The 18443-nt window shown below is 41.5% G+C and carries 20 protein-coding genes; 7 read left to right on the forward strand and 13 right to left on the reverse strand.

The window, feature by feature from the left end; genetic code table 11:
• From fpoH to METTI_RS03280, 8 genes are all read right to left on the reverse strand, one after another.
• Complete coding sequence (gene fpoH / locus METTI_RS03245) at positions 1-1035, reverse strand: F420H2 dehydrogenase subunit FpoH (RefSeq protein WP_048135110.1); 1035 nt, start codon at positions 1033-1035, stop codon at positions 1-3.
• Between the two features lie 5 nt (positions 1036-1040).
• Positions 1041-2165: a F420H2 dehydrogenase subunit FpoD gene (gene fpoD, locus METTI_RS03250; protein ID WP_023844387.1), complete on the reverse strand. Its 1125-nt coding sequence runs from the start codon at positions 2163-2165 to the stop codon at positions 1041-1043.
• A 9-nt stretch (positions 2166-2174) separates the two neighbouring features.
• Positions 2175-2651 carry a F420H2 dehydrogenase subunit FpoC gene (gene fpoC / locus METTI_RS16055; RefSeq protein ID WP_023844388.1) on the reverse strand — a complete coding sequence of 159 codons (477 nt, stop codon included), beginning with the start codon at positions 2649-2651 and terminating at the stop codon, positions 2175-2177.
• 9 nt (positions 2652-2660) lie between these two features.
• On the reverse strand, positions 2661-3221 hold the full coding sequence (gene fpoB / locus METTI_RS03260) for a F(420)H(2) dehydrogenase subunit B (RefSeq protein ID WP_023844389.1): 561 nt from the start codon (positions 3219-3221) through the stop codon (positions 2661-2663).
• Positions 3209-3601 (reverse strand): F420H2 dehydrogenase subunit FpoA, encoded by a 393-nt coding sequence (gene fpoA / locus METTI_RS03265; RefSeq protein WP_023844390.1) that lies wholly within the window; start codon positions 3599-3601, stop codon positions 3209-3211. The genes fpoB and fpoA overlap by 13 nt, the downstream gene beginning before the upstream one ends.
• A 370-nt stretch (positions 3602-3971) precedes the next feature.
• A complete protein-coding gene (locus METTI_RS03270) occupies positions 3972-4478 on the reverse strand; it encodes a hypothetical protein (protein ID WP_023844391.1) in 507 nt (168 codons plus the stop codon).
• Between the two features lie 9 nt (positions 4479-4487).
• Entirely contained in the window at positions 4488-4904 is a 417-nt protein-coding gene (locus METTI_RS03275; protein ID WP_023844392.1) for a DUF22 domain-containing protein, read from the reverse strand.
• Positions 4905-5053: 149 nt separating this feature from the next.
• Positions 5054-5503, reverse strand: coding sequence for an Lrp/AsnC family transcriptional regulator (locus METTI_RS03280; RefSeq protein WP_023844393.1), 450 nt, complete (start codon positions 5501-5503; stop codon positions 5054-5056).
• Between the two features lie 184 nt (positions 5504-5687).
• Here METTI_RS03280 and METTI_RS03285 point away from each other — a divergent pair, with 184 nt between their 5' ends.
• From METTI_RS03285 to METTI_RS03315, 7 genes are all read left to right on the forward strand, one after another.
• On the forward strand, positions 5688-5843 hold the full coding sequence (locus METTI_RS03285; RefSeq protein WP_023844394.1) for a 4Fe-4S binding protein: 156 nt from the start codon (positions 5688-5690) through the stop codon (positions 5841-5843).
• 1 nt (position 5844) lies between these two features.
• On the forward strand, positions 5845-7128 hold the full coding sequence (locus tag METTI_RS03290; protein ID WP_023844395.1) for a phytoene desaturase family protein: 1284 nt from the start codon (positions 5845-5847) through the stop codon (positions 7126-7128).
• Between the two features lie 63 nt (positions 7129-7191).
• Positions 7192-8178: a 7,8-didemethyl-8-hydroxy-5-deazariboflavin synthase subunit CofG gene (gene cofG, locus METTI_RS03295; protein WP_023844396.1), complete on the forward strand. Its 987-nt coding sequence runs from the start codon at positions 7192-7194 to the stop codon at positions 8176-8178.
• A gap of 53 nt (positions 8179-8231) precedes the next feature.
• Complete coding sequence (gene cofH / locus METTI_RS03300) at positions 8232-9347, forward strand: 5-amino-6-(D-ribitylamino)uracil--L-tyrosine 4-hydroxyphenyl transferase CofH (RefSeq protein WP_048135768.1); 1116 nt, start codon at positions 8232-8234, stop codon at positions 9345-9347.
• 60 nt (positions 9348-9407) lie between these two features.
• Positions 9408-10043, forward strand: a complete 636-nt coding sequence (gene cofC, locus METTI_RS03305) for a 2-phospho-L-lactate guanylyltransferase (RefSeq protein ID WP_023844398.1) — start codon at positions 9408-9410, stop codon at positions 10041-10043.
• A 119-nt stretch (positions 10044-10162) separates the two neighbouring features.
• On the forward strand, positions 10163-10339 hold the full coding sequence (locus tag METTI_RS03310) for a 4Fe-4S binding protein (RefSeq protein WP_023844399.1): 177 nt from the start codon (positions 10163-10165) through the stop codon (positions 10337-10339).
• Positions 10336-11553 carry an NAD(P)/FAD-dependent oxidoreductase gene (locus METTI_RS03315; RefSeq protein WP_023844400.1) on the forward strand — a complete coding sequence of 406 codons (1218 nt, stop codon included), beginning with the start codon at positions 10336-10338 and terminating at the stop codon, positions 11551-11553. Before METTI_RS03310 ends, METTI_RS03315 begins: the two co-directional genes overlap by 4 nt.
• Before the next feature lie 71 nt (positions 11554-11624).
• Here METTI_RS03315 and METTI_RS03320 read toward each other — a convergent pair whose 3' ends face one another.
• The 5 genes from METTI_RS03320 to grpE form a co-directional block, all read right to left on the reverse strand.
• Complete coding sequence (locus tag METTI_RS03320) at positions 11625-13058, reverse strand: TrkH family potassium uptake protein (RefSeq protein ID WP_023844401.1); 1434 nt, start codon at positions 13056-13058, stop codon at positions 11625-11627.
• 19 nt (positions 13059-13077) lie between these two features.
• On the reverse strand, positions 13078-14412 hold the full coding sequence (trkA, locus tag METTI_RS03325; protein ID WP_023844402.1) for a Trk system potassium transporter TrkA: 1335 nt from the start codon (positions 14410-14412) through the stop codon (positions 13078-13080).
• Positions 14413-14581: 169 nt separating this feature from the next.
• Positions 14582-15760: a molecular chaperone DnaJ gene (dnaJ, locus tag METTI_RS03330; RefSeq protein ID WP_023844403.1), complete on the reverse strand. Its 1179-nt coding sequence runs from the start codon at positions 15758-15760 to the stop codon at positions 14582-14584.
• Positions 15761-15872: 112 nt separating this feature from the next.
• Entirely contained in the window at positions 15873-17726 is a 1854-nt protein-coding gene (dnaK, locus tag METTI_RS03335) for a molecular chaperone DnaK (protein ID WP_023844404.1), read from the reverse strand.
• A 102-nt stretch (positions 17727-17828) separates the two neighbouring features.
• A complete protein-coding gene (grpE, locus tag METTI_RS03340) occupies positions 17829-18347 on the reverse strand; it encodes a nucleotide exchange factor GrpE (RefSeq protein WP_023844405.1) in 519 nt (172 codons plus the stop codon).
• Between the last annotated feature and the right edge of the window lie 96 nt (positions 18348-18443).

Below are 18443 nucleotides of genomic sequence, written 5' to 3' on the forward strand. Positions count from 1 at the left end.
TTAGTATACCCCCAGCAGACCAAGTCCGATTACCCATCCGAGATTGAGAAGGGACAATGGCAGAAGTTTTTTCCAGCTCAGGTCTACTACCTGATCGATTCTATACCTTGGAACAGCCCATCTGATCATGATGATAAAGAGAATCACCAGAGCTACCTTCAACAGGAAAAATGCTGTTGGAAGGATTATACCAAGGATTGTTATATCGGTCAGGAATGCAGGCAGATTCCATCCACCAAGGAACAACAGTACTACAAGCATTGAACCGAGGATAAGGTGAATATATTCTGCAAAGAAACAGTAACCGAATCTCATACTTGTGTACTCGGTCATCCAACCTGCAATGAGTTCTTCCTCGGACTCGTTCTGGTCAAAAGGAAGACGACCCATATCAGCCATAAGGGCGATAAAGAACACAATAGCTCCCAGAGGCTGCATTATTATAAACCACAGAGGACTCTGGGCCTCAGCGATCTCTACTATGTTCAGTGAACCTGCCATGATAGCAACACTTACAATACAGATACCAAGAGGGACTTCATATCCAATCATACGTGCAAAGTTCCTGAAAGCTCCAAGAACAGAGAACTTATTGTTCGCACTGTATGCAACCATGAAAATACCGATTATTGAGATTGCTGACATTGCTTCAATGTACAGGATACTTATATCCATCTCTGTTGCAGCGATCACATAACTCTGGCCATCTACGATTATAGCACCAAAAGGCATTGCTACAAGCATCAGGAAAACGGATCCCATAAGGAGGATCGGTGCTGAGACAAATAACAATTTATCAGCATTTTTTGGTATAATATCTTCTTTTGTAAACAACTTGATAGCATCTGCAACAAGCTGAAGTAATCCATGGGGACCAACCCTCATAGGACCATATCTCTGCTGAACATCTGCTGAGAGTTTACGCTCAAACCAGACAGCTACACAGGCACCGCCAAAAACAGCTCCCATGATGCACAATCCGAGGATACCTCTTAAAAGAGGGTTGTAGATTATTGCTTCTATATCCATCGACATCATGATCACCTGTCAACCTCACTGGTACATGTGTCCATACTGCCGGCAATTGCAACAATATCTGCAACTGGCACACCTTTAAGCAGTGGTGGCAGGGTCTGAAGTGTTGGATACACAGGTCCTCTTATCTTTACACGGTATGGCTTGTCTGAACCATCAGATACCATATAGAATCCCATTTCTCCTCTTGGGTCTTCAACACGGTGGAAAACCTCTCCGGCTGGAACTCTCATTATAGGGGATCTCTTACCATACGGAGTATTCTCCGGGAAGATTGGCCCTGAAGGAATCTGGTCAAGACACTGCTCAATGATATGCATACTTTCGCGCATCTCATCCAGACGTACCTGAATTCTTGCGAAAACATCACCATCTGTCTCTGTACATACCTTAAAATCAAGGTCCTTGTAGACAAGGTAAGGTTCATCCTTTCGAATATCAAAAGCAACACCTGTTGCCCTGAGTGGTGGTCCTGATACACCAAGATCCTTTGCAACATCTGCAGTAAGAACTCCTATACCCTTTGTTCTTGCCTTGTAGATAGCATCGGTCCTGTACAGTTCTTCGTAATTATCAATAGCCTTACTCAGGTTTCCAAAGACATATTTTACATCGTCCTTGAACCCGTCAGGAAGGTCATCCTTTACACCACCATAACGCAGGAAACTGTGTGTGACACGTGCTCCGGTTACGGAGTCAATAAGAGACATTACATCTTCTCTGTCCCTGATGGTGTACATAAACATACTTACAAAACCAACAAAAGAAGCATATTCTCCCATACCGAGCAGATGACTCTGTAATCTGGAAAGTTCTTCCATAATCACACGGATATACTGTGCTCTCTCAGGCACTTCAATACCTGCAAGCTTTTCAACACAACCAACATAAGCTTCCTCGTTGGTCATTGCAGCAAGATAGCATATCCTGTCAACAATGGTAATGCCCTGAAGATATGTTTTGTTTTCAAGGATCTTTTCAATTCCTTTATGGATCCAGCCCATCTCTACTTCAGAATCCACAACTGTCTCGCCCCTAAGTTTAGCGTTCAGTCTGAATGGTCCTGGCATCATAGGGTGCTGTGGTCCAAGGTGTACTATCATTTCAGAAGGTCCAACTGTTTCATCCATATTTAACCCTCACACCAAATTCCTGGCTGACTTGTTTGGGAAGCCTGCATAATCCTTACGCAGTGGCCACTCACCGAGCATCTCTTTTGGAAGTACAAGAGGTTTAAGGTCGGGGTGGTTAAGATAATTCACACCAAACAATTCGTACGTTTCTCTTTCGTACCAGTTAGCATTCCAGTAAACAGGCACCACAGATTCAACCTCTGGGTTGTCCCTTGAAAGAAGAGCTTTCATTGTAAGGACAACAGGGTGTTCATAGGAACCTATTACGTATATTACTTCGATCTCATTCCTGTCCGGATAGTCAACTCCGAATTCACAACAGAGGTGTCCGAAAGACAGGTCTTCTTTGAGGTAGCGGCAAACTTCCACTACGTTTTCCGGTTTCACTTTGACAACTACCCTTATGCCAGACTCAATATCTGAATCATAGATATCTTCAGGGAATTTGCCTGTAAGTGAAGAGATAATAGAATTAGCGTCCATCAATTCACCTCAATACTCCGTACCTTTGTCCTTCTTTGCTTCGATTTTCTTCTGGAGTTCCACGAATCCCTGGATAAGAGCCTCACACCTTGGTGGACATCCGGGTACGAATACATCTACAGGGAAGATATCGTCAACATTCTGATGAGTACTGTATGATTCGTAGAAAGGACCACCACTTATCGCGCAGTCTCCAAAGCATATGACCCACTTTGGTGCTGGCATCTGATCCCATACCCTCTTCAGAGCTGGCAGGTACTTCTTTGTTACGTAACCACTGATAATCAGTACATCTGCGTGTCTGGGGGAGTTACGTGGAATGATACCGAAACGGTCTGTGTCGTAGTGAGCCATACCTGTAGCAAGCAGCTCCACACCACAGCAACCCATTGCATTTACCATAAACCACAGAGAGTTTTTACGTCCCCAGTTAAGAACATCCTGAATCTTTGTTTTCTTGAGGAAGTCTGCTATAGCATTTGAGTCTGTAAGCATTGTCCCCGGGACATCGGTATACCCTACATCCAAAACAGCATCTTGTTCGACATTTGTCTGCTCTACTTCATCCATTTAAGAGCCTCCTTCTTGATCAGATACACGTAGCCAAACAATACAACAAAAATAAAGATTAACATTTCAACGGTTGCTACTCCAGTAATATCATGTCCCTTGAAAATCGTAGTCCAGGGATAAAGGAAAAGGACTTCAATATCAAAAAGAACAAAAGCAATGGCATATAGATAGTATTCGACATTGAATTGTATTCTGGCATTTCCTATTGGTAAGGAACCTGCTTCATATGTCGTGTACTTTGCTGATGATTTACTCCTAGGACTTAACAATTTAATGATAAGCATTGTCATAGGAGGCATCACTAGCGCCACTATAAGAATAATTGCAACCGGTATGTAACTATTGGCTATGTTACTAATATCGATTATTCCTGACATAAACTATTCTCCTGAAAGTTATAAAGATACATAGACTATTTGTATAAAACACCTTCGTGCGAGGTATTGCACAAATAACCATTAAACCTGTACGGATAGACAAACAATATCTGTCGACATATTTTTCAATAGATAGAGTTCTAATAATTGATAATAATTCATCATATTTAAATTGTCTCAATTAGAATACCGCAGGCTGAAACACAGCCAAAAACTATAATAGGAAAGAGATACGGAATGTGCGAGGTCTGCGCAGATACAAAATAAATTATGCGTGGAAGTGAATAAGCTTGTAAAACCTTACAGATACTGTACTTCAAGCTTTATCGAATCTTATATCCACCGCAATATGCTTTTAAGAATGAAATTTTCATACACTTTTGAGTGAAAAATATTTCTTGATTACCGCGTCACATTCGGAACATGAAATTACCATCCAGTCACCAACATCTCTTCGCGTGTATTTATCAAATATAGAAGCACCGCATTCCGGGCAAACATAGTAGTCCTTGAAATAATAATGATAAAAATGCGGAGTTGCCTCCAGCCAGTCAAGTACTTTTTGCATATGCCCAAAATAACGCTTTTTGGATGGATGCCCACCTCCATTTTCCAGAGCATCATGGACTCTTGCGCTGACATCTTTTGTATGTTGATCAGACTTTTGTGCCAGTTTCTTGTAATCTGAAATATACTTTGTAGTGTTGTTCAGATAATTCAGATAAGCAGCATGGGCCTTAGGTTCACGCTTCCATATTGTACGAAGGAAATACTCACCCATAACATCTTCCATAATATCTGCACAGGTAGTGCAGATGTTGTAACCTTCAAAATGCTTGAAGTCCTGTAGTTCACCACATATCTCACAAGTATCCATAAAACCACCTTAGAGAGTGCGTGGCGTCATAGCTTCACGAGTGAACATGATAGGGAAGATATTGAGAACTGCAAGAAGATCCCCTTCTCTAATCCTGCCACTTTCCTGTCCGATAACATAAGCCGAATTGATGATACGCTCACTGTCCACAGGTTTTGCACCACCTTTTGACCCGACCTTAATGAGAGAAACAACGGCATGATGTGAAAAAGTACATGGAAGCGCCACCATATCGGGATCCAGACATATCTCTTTCACGTTGACCTTCTTGAATTCCCCTGCACGGATTTCCATATCCTCATCAGATATCACCATCTCCCATTTTGCACGAGTTGCAATTGTAAATTCATATGGTGCAGCCTTAACTTTCCTGGATGTCAATTCCCCGTTATCCCTAGATACTACCTGGATCACTTCTTTCTTCATAAGTTCACCTAAAAATAAACTGACATGATGATATATAAAAGTTCTTGAAAATGTAATGAATAATCGTGATATTAATATACGAATGAGTCTCACGCGGATTATCGGAAAAACATAAATAAATGTGTCCACACCGGCATGATTTGAAAGTTTTACTTTTTGAGTATCACACAACTCTTTTCTTTATGGCATTTTGTTGTCAGTATACTCTGGGAATCTTTTATCCCATCCATATTTCCAAGTACCTGTAAAACATTTTCTTTCAGGGAATGGATATCAAAAGTCCGCACTTTCAGAAGCAAGTCATAAGGCTCAAGCAATTCATAGACTTCCAGTACATCATCGATTGTCTTCAAGCGGTTGATTATATTAATCCTCTTGCTCTGCTCGATATTGACACCAATAAAAGTTGTGACATTTAGTCCAACTTCGTTAGTATCAACCTTAACAGTAAATTCCTTGATTATCCCCGTTTCACGCATCTTCTCTATTCTCTTGTGAACAGTGGATGTCGCAAGGTCGAGAGCTGTTGCAATCTCAGTGCTGTGCATTCGGGAATCTTTACAAAGATGTTCCAATATAGCCAGATCAACTTCATCCATGATAATATAATTATTACTTGATAATAATAAATATTTCCGTTTGAAACCCCGGATGACAAAAATGTGGAAGACACTGCAAATATTATCACCCAACGTAACTCATCATGCACTATAGAACAAAACAAAGAACAATAAGACTTTTTATTCTTGAAAACCTTATACAATGAAATCCGGTGAATGTAATATGAAAGTAAACAAAAACTGTGTAGGATGTGGCCAATGTGCTGCTTTTTGTAAATTCGGAGCCATTGAGATCAGAGGAAAAGCGAGTTTTACTTCTGCATGCATCGAGTGCAGGGCATGTGCCGCATACTGTCCGGTTAAAGCAATAGAGGCATAGGATGAAAGCAATTATTATCGGTTCGGGACTGGGAGGACTTTTGAGCGCAGCGAAGCTTTCAAAAGAAGGATATGAAGTAGAAATATTTGAACGCCTTCCAATTATAGGAGGAAGATTCACCAATATCCCATACCAGGGTTTCCAGCTGAGCACCGGCGCATTGCATATGATACCTCATGGACCTGCTGGTCCTTTATCACAATTATTGAAAGACGTAGGCGCAGATGTCGAAATAGTCCGCAAAAAACCGGTTTCCGTCATCAGGGTTCCACGAACCAGAAAAGATACAGACTACAAATACGGACACAAGGATATTCTTTTTGAAGATTTTAAAGTTCCTTTTTCACTTTTAAATCGACTTAAACTCATATATTACGTCATAAGTACCAGAAAAAATCCCCCAACAAGTCAATCTTTTGAAGAGTGGTGTCGAAAACATATCCCACAGGACTGGACATACCGGATTTCAGATTCCTTTTTCGGGTGGGCACTCAGCCTGAAGGGTGCAGATGTGCCTGTGGAAGAAGCCTTTGCAATTATAGAAAACCTTTACCACTTCGGAGGACCAGGAGTTCCAATGGGAGGATGTAAAGGAGTAACCGATGCTCTTGTAGAAATAATTACCACCAATGGCGGAACCATACACACATCCTCAGAAGTTTCAGGGTTTAAATTAGACAATGACAAAGTAACAACAGTTATTGTAGATGGAGAAGAACATGCAGCTGATCTTGTTATTAGTGATATCGGACATCCTTCCACTGCAAAAATGATAGGAACTGAAACAAACATTAGTGGAATGGATGAATACTCACGCAAATCAAAAGACCTTAAACCATCTGCAGGAATTAAGATCTGCCTCTCATCAGATAAACCACTGATAGGGCATGGAGGCGTACTTCTTACACCTTATGCAAAAAGGGTGAACGGCATAAACGAAGTGACAAATGTTGACCCTTCCCTTGCGCCAGCGGGAAAACATCTTACAATGGCCCATCAATGTGTTCACTGGAATGATCTCAATGAACTTGACAAAGAGATAGAATTGGGTCTTGAAGATCTCAAAGATATTTTTGCAGGAAAAGAATATGAAGTACTTCTTATACAATCATATTCAAACGACTGGCCTGTAAACAGATCTCCTTCAGGAGCAGACCTTAAAAACAAAACACCAGTATCAAACCTTTATGTAGTGGGAGATGGAGCAAAAGGAAAAGGTGGTATTGAAGTTGAAGGAATTGCCCTGGGTGTTAAAAACTGTATGCAGGATATTTTGATTACCTGACCTATATAAAAATCATAACCAGTAAAACTTATGTAATGGTTGCTTTAAAAATAGGAACTAACAATGGATGAATTTGTAACATTCTGCCGCAACGTCTTCGTACCGGTCACAAATATTTGCAGGAATAACTGCAGGTATTGTACTTTCAGATGCGATCCGGATGACCCTGATGCAAAACTGATGAAGATAGAAGAAATTCTGCCAATATTAGAAGAGGGTAAAAAAGCAGGATGTACAGAAGTTCTGTTTACATTTGGAGAATATGCAGAAGAAGTTCCGAAGTATAAAGAATGGCTGGAAGATTTAGGATACAACAAAACTGTTGACTATATATGCGAATTATGCAGGATAGCCATCAATACAGGTCTTTTGCCCCATACCAATGCAGGCATACTGAACTATACCGAACTTGAAAAGCTCAAACCTCTTAATGCCAGTATGGGACTAATGTTAGAGACAACTGCAGATCTGGCAGCGCATGAAGGTTCTCCGGGAAAAATACCTTCCAAAAGAATCAAAACCATACGCTATGCCGGTGAATTGAATATACCATTTACAACTGGTTTGCTTATAGGCATAGGCGAAACACTTGATGACAGAATCAACTCCATACTGACCATTGCAGAACTGCATGAAGAATACGGCCATATACAGGAAGTTATAATACAGAACTTCACCCCAAAACCTGATACCCCAATGGCTGATATGCCATCGCCTACCGAAGAGGAGATGATGCAGGCGATATTAATAGCCAGGGAAATTCTTCCTGATGACGTAGCTATACAGGTTGCGCCAAACCTGATAGATCCTTATACATTGATCCAGTGTGGCGCCGGTGACCTTGGAGGAATCTCACCTACTACAATTGACTGGATTAACCCTGAGGCAGAATGGCCAGATGTATCAGAACTAAAGAAAATGATACACGAAGTTGAACTAAAAGAGAGACTTCCAATTTATCCGCAGTACATTAAAAAAGGGTGGTACAGCGATAACCTGAAAGGCCTGATTCACAGTCTTTCGGATGAGGACGGATACCGGAAAATATGATTCCTGGTTGGGGCACACATTTTAAATACAAAAGAAAGGTATCAGTGAGAACTATGAACCCTATTATCCCGGAAGATGTTGTTGAACGTGCCAACCAGGGCAGAACCACAAAGGAAGACGCACTTTTTCTTTTAGAAGTGCCGCCGTTCAAGCTTTTTGAACTGGCAGACAGGTTGCGTCAGGAGACAGTAGGGGATACTGTAACCTATGTGGTAAACCGCAACATTAACTTCACTAACCGCTGTGTCGGAAACTGTGGGTTCTGTGCATTCTGCGATAATACCGGATATATCCTGGACATTCAGGAAATACTTGAGAAAGTAAAAGATGCCGAGAGCCAGGGAGCAACTGAAGTATGCATTCAGGGAGGACTCCTTCCAAATGTTGATATAAATTTCTATACGGATATAATAAGGGCTGTCAAGGCAGAATTCCCCCATATTCACACACATGCATTTTCCCCTATGGAAGTATACCATGCGGCAAAGAAAAGCAACATAAGTGTGGAAGAAGCACTTATGCGCCTGAAGGAAGCGGGACTTGACACAATGCCCGGAACTGCAGCAGAAATACTTTCTGACAGAGTGAGGAACATAATTTGCTCCAGTAAGCTCAAGACCGATGAATGGGTGAATGTTGTCACAAAAGCACACCAGACAGGAATAAACACAACTGCAACCATAATGTACGGGCATGTTGAAACAATAGAGGAACGTATAGACCATATAATGCTCATCCGGGATATACAAAAGAAAACAGGTGGTTTTACAGAATTTGTCCCATTGACATTCATGCCATATAACAATAAGATTGGCAATGAAATGATTAAAGAGGGCAAATATGCAACCCCCGGAATACAGGATCTGCAATTATATGCACTTGCGCGCATTATTCTTAACACCCATATCGATAATATCCAGGCAAGCTGGGTTAAGCTTGGAAAAAAGCTAGCACAGGTAGCTCTGTTCTGCGGTGTAAACGACCTTGGCGGAACCCTCATGGAAGAGAAGATATCAGCTTCAGCAGGATCTACAACCGGACAATTCATGTCAGCGCAGGAACTTGAATGGTTCATCACATCTTCAGGAAGGCAACCATTGCAGAGAAATACAATATACAAACCAATTCTTAGCAATGAATCTGAAAAGATAGATCTTAAAGTAGCTTGATTCTTAAAATGGATAATTAATATGGCAGACCGCCGGAATAAGCATTTTATGAGGAAATAAATGAAAGCATTGATACCTTATAAAAAGAAAAACGCCAAATCAAGGCTTTCACCTGCACTTACTTTAGAAGAACGTGAGGAATTCGTAGAACTCATGTTAAGGGACGTTGTTTCAAGTCTGAAAGAAGCAAGTATCAAAGAGATAGATGTACTTACAACACCCGATAACGGCGTACCTAAAGACCTGGACGTTAATGTTGTTCTGAGTGAACACGACCTGAATGAAGCTATAAATGAATATCTGGAACAGGAAAATAAGCCAATATTTATTATAATGGCAGATCTACCTATGGTAAGAGCATGCCATGTAAACGACATAGTTTCAAGAACAGAGGACGTTGTGATAGTACCCGGCAAAGGTGGGGGCACGAATGTCATTTTCATAAAAGACCCTTCAAATTACCATGTTAAATACTATGGATCCAGTTTCCTTAACCATTGCAATATAGCAAAAGCCAGAGGATGTTCAGTCTTTATATACGACTCATTCATGTTGAGCACTGACATTGACGAACCACATGATCTGGTAGAGATAATGCTTCATGGGCATGGAAACTCACAAAAATATGTGAATGAAAGGTTTGATATGAAAACAGGCAAGGCCAGAGCAAAGATAAATGCTGCAGGCGATGCATAAACCACATATATTCCTTTTACTATATTGGATTCCCTGATTACTGGTTCGAATACGAGAATTAGAAAGATATATTTCCTTTTAAACTATTAGTGATAAATTATACAAATTTATAGGTGATAATGGTGACCATCAACGTAAATAAATTCAAATGCGGTTACTGTGGGGCATGTGTAAGTGTATGTCCGGCTGGAGCACTTGAATTGGTTGAAACCTGGATAGAAGTAAATGAATTGTGTACTTCTTGCGGCATCTGTGCTAAAATATGCCCTGTTGGAGCTATTGAGGTGAAAAAGTGAAAAATGAATATGATGTTGTGGTCATAGGTGCCGGTCCGGCAGGATCAATAGCTGCAAAAACAGCTGCATTAAAAGGCCTCAGTGTCTTATTGATTGAGAAAAGGCAGGAAATAGGCGATCCTGTAAGATGTGCTGAAGGAGTAAGTAAAGTCTGGCTCAGAAAGCACATAGAACCTGATCATCGCTGGATATGCGCAGACGTAAAAGGCTCACGTATCTACACTCCTGACGGAACAATGATAGAAATGGCAGAAGAGATTGCAGGAGGGGAAGTCGGATACGTTCTTGAACGTAAGATATTTGACAGGGCCCTGGCCTACGAAGCCTCAAAAGCCGGCGCAGAAGTAAGAGTGAAGACAAGAGCTACTGACCTTATTATTGAAGATGATTTTGTGAAAGGTGTCAAAGTATCACATCTTGGACAGTCATACGATATTAAAGCAAAAATAATTATTGGTGCAGACGGAGTCGAATCAAAAGTAGGAAGATGGGCAGGGATTGACACATCCCTTAAGCCAGTAGATATTGAGACATGCGCACAGTACCTTATGAGCGGTACAAATATCGATCAGGATTATTGCTACTTCTATCTTGGAAATGAGATTGCACCTGCAGGCTATGTATGGATTTTCCCTAAAGGAAATGGTATGGCCAACGTTGGCATAGGTATTCTTGGTAATAAATCCGGCAACGGAAAACATGCCATTGATTACCTGAATGATTTTGTGAATGACAAATACCCGGACGCAAAAATACTGGAGATTGATGTGGGCGGAGTACCTGTAAGTGGCAGCATTGAAAAGACAATTGTTAACGGATTAATGCTTGTAGGTGATGCAGCAAGACAATCTGATCCAATTACAGGCGGCGGAATTATTAATGCAATGGAAGCAGGGAAAATTGCAGGCGAAGTTGCATATAATGCCATATCAAAAGGTGATGTTTCAACTGACGCACTTAATGAGTATGAAGTCAGATGGAGAGAAACTATAGGTCGTGAGATAGACAACAGCCTGATAGTTAAGGATACATTTACAAAATTCAGTGACAAGGAACTTAACTCACTGGGACACTCCCTAAGAGGTGTCAATTTCTCAAGCATGAGTTTGCTTGATTTGCTTTATGCTCTTTTCAAGGCAAACAAGAAACTTCTATGGGAGTTGAGAGTTCTTTTCAAAACTGTTGTCAAGTACGAACTTGACTTTGAAAAATAATAAAGTGATATTACAATCACTTTATTCATTTATTTAATAATTATTTCAATACTATACCTATCTGTTTTATTTTACCTTCTCCAGAACTCAGGAGTAAGCATCACTATCACAGTGAAAACCTCAAGTCTTCCAACCCACATATTGCCAATGAGCAATATTTTTCCAATGAATGGAACGACATCAAAATTGGCCATCGGACCTACAAGATTGAATCCCGGACCTATATTACCCAGTGTTGCAATTGATGCAGTGATAGAACTGACAATATCCATCCCCATTAGAGAAAGAAGACCGGTAGATACTGCAAATATCATAAAATAAATAACTACAAAAGAGACAATTGCCTGCATTACATCATCAGGAACTGTTTTGTTGTTAAATTTTATAGGCTGGACAGCTCTGGGATGAATTGATTTGAAAAGAGCACGCTGTGCGTATTTAAGTAGAAGAAGGAACCTTACAACTTTAATACCGCCTGATGTCGAGCCTGCACAACCACCTATGAACATTACCGCAAGCAATACAATCTTTGCAGAATCAGTCCATAAATTGAAATCCACAGTTGCAAACCCTGTTGTAGTCATGATGGAAACCACCTGAAAAACCGCATACCTGAATGATGTAAACACAGTTTCACCCATATCTTTCCAGAGACTGAAAGTGAGGATTGCAGTTGCAATGAGAGTAACTGCAGCATAGAACTTGAACTCATCATCTTTTACAAGGCTCTTCCTGTCAGTGTATAATGTGCGGTAGTGAAGCGCAAAGTTAGCTCCGGAAATAAACATAAAAAGCGTGATGATACCTTCTATAAGAGGACTGTTAAATGCAGCGATACTCAGACCATATGGAGAAAAGCCGCCACATGCCATTGTTGTAAAAGTATGAGTTAATGCGTCATAAAAAGACATTCCTGCAAGCAACAGAGCAATAACTTCCAGCAAAGAGATAGAACAATAAACAAGCCAGAGGATTTTTGCAGTCTCCCTGATTCTTGGTTTGATCTTGTCCTCTGTAGGACCAGGAGCCTCAGCCCTGAACAACTGCCTTCCGGCAACACCAAGTTTTGGAAGAATGGCAATGAAAAGCATGATAATACCCATACCACCAAGCCACTGTGTCAGGCTACGCCAGAAAAGTATGCTTCGGGAATGAGCTTCAATATCAAGAAGAACTGTTGCCCCGGTTGTTGTAAAACCGGACATTGATTCAAAAATTGCGTTAATAGGACTTATACCATCAAGCATGAAAGGAATAGAACCGAATATGGCGGCTGCAAGCCAGCCAAGCGCAACAATGGCAAAACCTTCCCTGGTTTTCCATTCTTCCGAGGATTTATAACGTGCAGAAAGTAAAATACCAGTAAAACCGGTAATTACTACTGCAACCAGAAATGGATAGGGGGAATCACCATAGTAGATTGCCACCAGTAAAGGAAGGATCATTATGGCGCCCAGAAACCTGAGAAGGCCGCCTAAAACATTCAATATGACTTCGTACTTCAAGAATACACCCCTTCATGAACTACTTAAAAAGTTTTTCAACTTCAGCATTTGCAGACTGGAGACTGAAGACTACTACACGATCTCCTTCCTCAATGACATATTCACCACGAGGAACAACTGTATTTCCATTGTGGACTACCATGCTGATAATTGCACCCGAGGGGAATTTTACATTTTTAAGAGGTTTGCCTACTATCTTTGACTTCTTTGAAGTGGTATACTCTACAATTTCGGCCTTTTCACCTTCAATTGTAGTTATTGACTCAATTCCCTGACCAAAAGTCAGCTTCAGAACTTCATTAACAGTTGCCTGCCTTGGACTTACCGCACTGTCAACACCCACCATTTCAAATAGAGAAACATAATCTGAGCGGTCAGATCTGGCAATAACTTTTTTCACGCCTAGCTGTTTAGCAAGCAACGAGCACAAGAGGTTCTTTTCATCACTATTTGTCACAGATATGACAACATCCATTTCGGAAACATCTTCTTCCTTCAAGAGGTTGATATCTGTTCCGTCACCATTAAGGACAAGTACATCAGGCAGCTCCTCTGCAATAGCAAGAGATCGCTCTTTATTAGATTCAATGATTTTCAAGTCGAATTCATTATTTGCTACCATTTTTGCAAGATAGAAACCAACTATACCGCCGCCAATAATCAGTACTTTACTTCGTTTACCTGTTTTTTCACCGAAAAGGTCACGTACCTCTTTCATAGCAGCAGGTTTACCGATAACAACTATGTGATCGTTATTTTCTATTATGTCCTCACCATGAGGAATAATAACTTCAGTATCCCTGAAAAGAGCACTTACTATGCAACAATTTGCAAGATGGAGATCCTGCATCTGTTTACCAACAATTTTATGATCATGTGGAACCACAAATTCCATCATTTCAACCTTACCATCAGCAAAAAGTTCTGCATCAATCGCAGAAGGAATAGCAAGTATCTCTGCAACTTCTGATGCAAGAGCTAATTCGGGACAAACCATAATGTCAATTCCAATCTTAGGTCTTTTAGCCACAGGTTTGTCAATATAATCAGGATTACTTACCCTTGCAACTGTTTTTAATTTTGTATTATCGTTAACAGTAAGCTTAGAAGCCATGCATGCAACAATGTTTACCTCATCAGAACCTGTTACGGCAACCAGAAGGCCTGCATTTTCAAGGGCATCATGGAGAATAGAAACGTTAGCACCATTTCCATGGATAACATGAACATCAAGTTCATCTGCACGGGCACATGCTTCCTCATTCTGGTCAACTACCACAACATCGTTTGTCTGGTAGAGAGCCTTAGCAATGTGATAACCGACTTCACCAGCACCAATAATTACGATCTTCATAATAATACCTTCAAAAGGTCATAAATACGATATTCGTTGATACGAAAAACAAAACCGCATAATATGGTTATTGCTTTTTATATCTTACCACACAACTGGCGAGACAATATAAATAGATGTCCTAAAAAAAGATTTATAAAAATAAAATATGAAAGAAAATGAGAAGGGACTATGCCCCTGCTTCAAAAGCACCCTTTACTTTTTCAAAGATACCTTTGCCACCTTTAGTAGCCTTTACGTCAGGGCCACCGTCAAGCTCCTGAAGCTTTTTGAAGAGCTCCTTCTGCTCGTTTGAAAGCTTGGTAGGCGTCTTAACGATGATCTTTACAAGCTGGTCACCATGTGAGTGTCCATGAAGATGAGGCATACCTTTTCCCTTCAGACGAAGTATGGAATGGGTCTGTGTCCCTGGCTTGATGTTCATTTTCACTTTACCATGAAGGGTAGGAACCATTACATCCCCACCAAGTGCCGCAGTTGCAAAGGATATTGCCTGTTCATAGACAATATCATCACCCATACGCTGGAACTTGTCATGAGGCTCCACATGAATGACAACGTAGAGGTCACCTGATGGTGCACCAGGACTGCCTTCCTCTCCTTCGCCCCTTACTTTCAGGCGAAGTCCATTATCAGCACCCTTTGGAACTTTTACAGATATCTTGCGGACCTTCTTCATCTTACCTGTGCCCTTACAGGCAGGGCAAGGATCATCAATTATTTCCCCTCGTCCATGACATGCATTACAGGTACTTGTTGACATGAATGTACCAAAAGGCGTCTTACGTGCCTGAGTCATCTGGCCGGAACCATGACATGTCGGACAGGTCTTTGGACTTGTGCCTGCCTTGGCACCAGTTCCATTACAGGATTCACAGTTTTCTGCGCGGGGAACATTAATGGTAGTGTCAACACCTTCAGCAGCCTGTTCTAAAGTGATTCCCAGATCGTAACGAAGGTCAGAACCTCGTGTTGGTCCCTGTCTTCTCTGACCACCACCAAAGCCGCTGAAACCACCAAAGCCACCAAAGCCGCCGCCGAATATACCTCCAAGTATATCGCCAAGATCTGCAAAGTCTCCGAAGTCTGCATTTCTGAAAATATCTTCCTGACTATAGCGGCCATCAATACCTGCATGACCAAACCTGTCATACTGTTCCCTCTTCTCTGCATCGGAAAGTACAGCATAGGCTTCAGATATCTCCTTGAATGTCTCTTCGGCACCTTCTTCCTTATTCTTGTCCGGATGATATTTCATTGCAAGCTTTCTGTAAGCTTTCTTAATCTCGGACTCAGTGGCATCCTTGGATATACCTAATATTTCGTAATAATCGCGTTGGGTGGACATGGATGATTCCTGTTATATATGTAATATTATAATGATATGATTTATTTTAAAATTAAAGGTAGTAAGATACTTTCAGATTAAAGTATCTTACCCGACTTAATCCATGTTTTGATTACTTGTCATCATCGACTACTTCGTAGTCTGCATCCATAATGGTATCGTCACCAGAGTCCGAAGATCCTTCTGTATCTTCTGCGGCGGATGCTGCAGCTGAAGCTTCCTCCTGTGCCTTCTGGTACATTGCAGCAGATACATCATATACAGCAGTCTGAAGTTCCTCCGTTTTTGCCTTGATGTCCTCAATGTCATCAGCTTCAAGAGCAGTCTTAAGAGCAGCAATTGCAGCTTCTATCTTTGACTTCTGATCATCGGTTGCGACATCTCCTGCTTCCTCAAGGGTCTTTTCGGCAGCGTTTACAAGGGATTCTGCTGTGTTCTTGACCTCAACTTCTTCCTTGCGCTTCTTGTCCTCTTCAGCATGCATTTCCGCATCCTTGACCATCTGGTCGATCTCCTCATCTGTAAGACCGCCTGGCTTCTGGATGGAAATGGACTGTTCCTTACCGGTTCCCTTATCCTTTGCATTTACGTGGAGAATACCGTTTGCATCTATGTCAAATGTAACCTCGATCTGTGGGATTCCCCTTGGTGCTGGAGGTATACCGTCAAGTGTGAACCTGCCCAGGGACTTGTTACCTGAAGCAACACCTCTCTCACCCTGAAGTACGTGGATCTCTACAGATGGCTGATTGTCAGCTGCTGTTGAGAAGACCTGGCTCTTCTTGGTCGGGATGGTTGTGTTCCTGTCAATCAGAGGGGTTGAAACTCCTCCTAGTGTCTCGATACCAAGTGTCAGTGGTGTGACATCAAGCAGAAGTACATCGTGGACTTCACCACCAAGTACACCAGCCTGTATTGCTGCACCGACTGCTACAGCCTCATCAGGATTGATGTTCTTGTATGGGTCCTTTCCTGCTGCCTTCTTTACAAGCTCAGTTACCGCAGGCATCCTTGTAGAACCTCCTACAAGAAGTACCCTGTCAATATCAGATGAAGATACCTTTGCATCCTTCATTGCCTGATTTACAGCCACAAGAGTCTTGTCAAGCAGGTCAGCAGTCATCTTCTCAAACTGTGCCCTTGTAAGGTCAATGTCAATGTGCTTTGGCTGACCATTTGCATCTGCAGTAATGAACGGGAGGTTGATGTTAGTGGATGTTACACCGGAAAGCTCAATCTTTGCCTTCTCTGCTGCATCCTTCAAACGCTGGAGTGCTGCCTTATCCTTGGAAAGGTCAATACCTTCTGCCTTCTTGAATTCCTCTACAAGGTAGTCAACAATCCTCTGATCGAAGTCATCGCCACCAAGGTGTGTGTCTCCTGCGGTTGAGAGAACTTCAAATACTCCGCCACCGAGCTCAAGAATGGATACATCAAAAGTACCTCCTCCAAGGTCATAGATGAGGATCTTGTGGTCTTCCTCGTCCTTGTCAAGACCATATGCAAGTGACGCTGCGGTTGGCTCGTTGATAATTCTCATTACCTCGAGACCTGCAATTGTACCGGCATCCTTTGTTGCCTGTCTCTGAGAGTCGTTGAAGTATGCAGGCACTGTGATTACTGCCTGTGTGATTGTCTCACCAAGATAAGATTCCGCATCTTCCTTCAGCTTGCGCAGGATCATTGCAGAAACTTCCTGAGGTGAATACTCCTTGCCGTTAAGTGTTACCTTGTAGTCACCTTCACCAATGTGTCTCTTAATAGAACTTACACTGTTATCGGAGTTGGTAATAAGCTGCCTCTTGGCAACCTGACCTACCAGTTTCTCGCCTTTCTTTGAGAAACCTACAACAGATGGTGTAGTTCTTCCACCCTCTGCATTCGGGACAATAGTAGGTTCTCCACCTTCAATAACAGCCATACAGGAGTTTGTAGTTCCCAGGTCAATTCCCAATATTTTTCCCATAATATTACCTCTTTTATATGAATTAATTATAGTTTAATTGTAAATAATTGATTTTATTTGTGTTGAAGATATCCTTTAAGGATAACTCTGAAATCCGTCCGTTTATTCTTCAGGTTTCTTCGAAACAGTCACCATTGCCGGTCTTATTACCTTTGTGTGCAGACAGTAACCCGGTTTGCAAACATCTACCACAGTATTTTCTTCGTGATCTGGATGTTCCACGTGCATCATTGCTTCGTGGAGGTAAGGGTCAAATTCAGCACCTTTACACTCGATCTTTTCAAGACCTTCTTTTTCAAGTATTCCGGTAAACTGTTTGAAAACCATCTCAATACCAGTGATTACAGATGTAATGTCGTCTGTCTGCTTTGCAGATTCCAGCGCACGCTCGAAATTGTCGTAAACTTCGAGGAGCTCAATTATGACCCGCTCAACTGCAAACTTGCGATATTCTTCTTTTTCCCTTGCGCTTCGTTTGCGGAAATTATCAAATTCCGCGGTAAGTCGCAAGAGCTTGTCACGAAGCTGTGCAGCCTCATCTTCAGCAGATATTTCTTCGACTTTACCCTCATCAACTGTTTTTGAATCTAAATCGTCACAATTCTCTGGTCCATCAGCCATTCTCAATATCTCCGCATATTCTGTGCGCGGTAATGTTTAATCGAACTAGTGATTGTTTGAAGTTCTATAAATACTTTTCGTATTAGCGCTTTGTTT

The sequence above is a fragment of the Methanolobus tindarius DSM 2278 genome (genome assembly GCF_000504205.1).
In the GTDB taxonomy this organism is placed as follows: Archaea; Halobacteriota; Methanosarcinia; order Methanosarcinales; family Methanosarcinaceae; genus Methanolobus; species Methanolobus tindarius.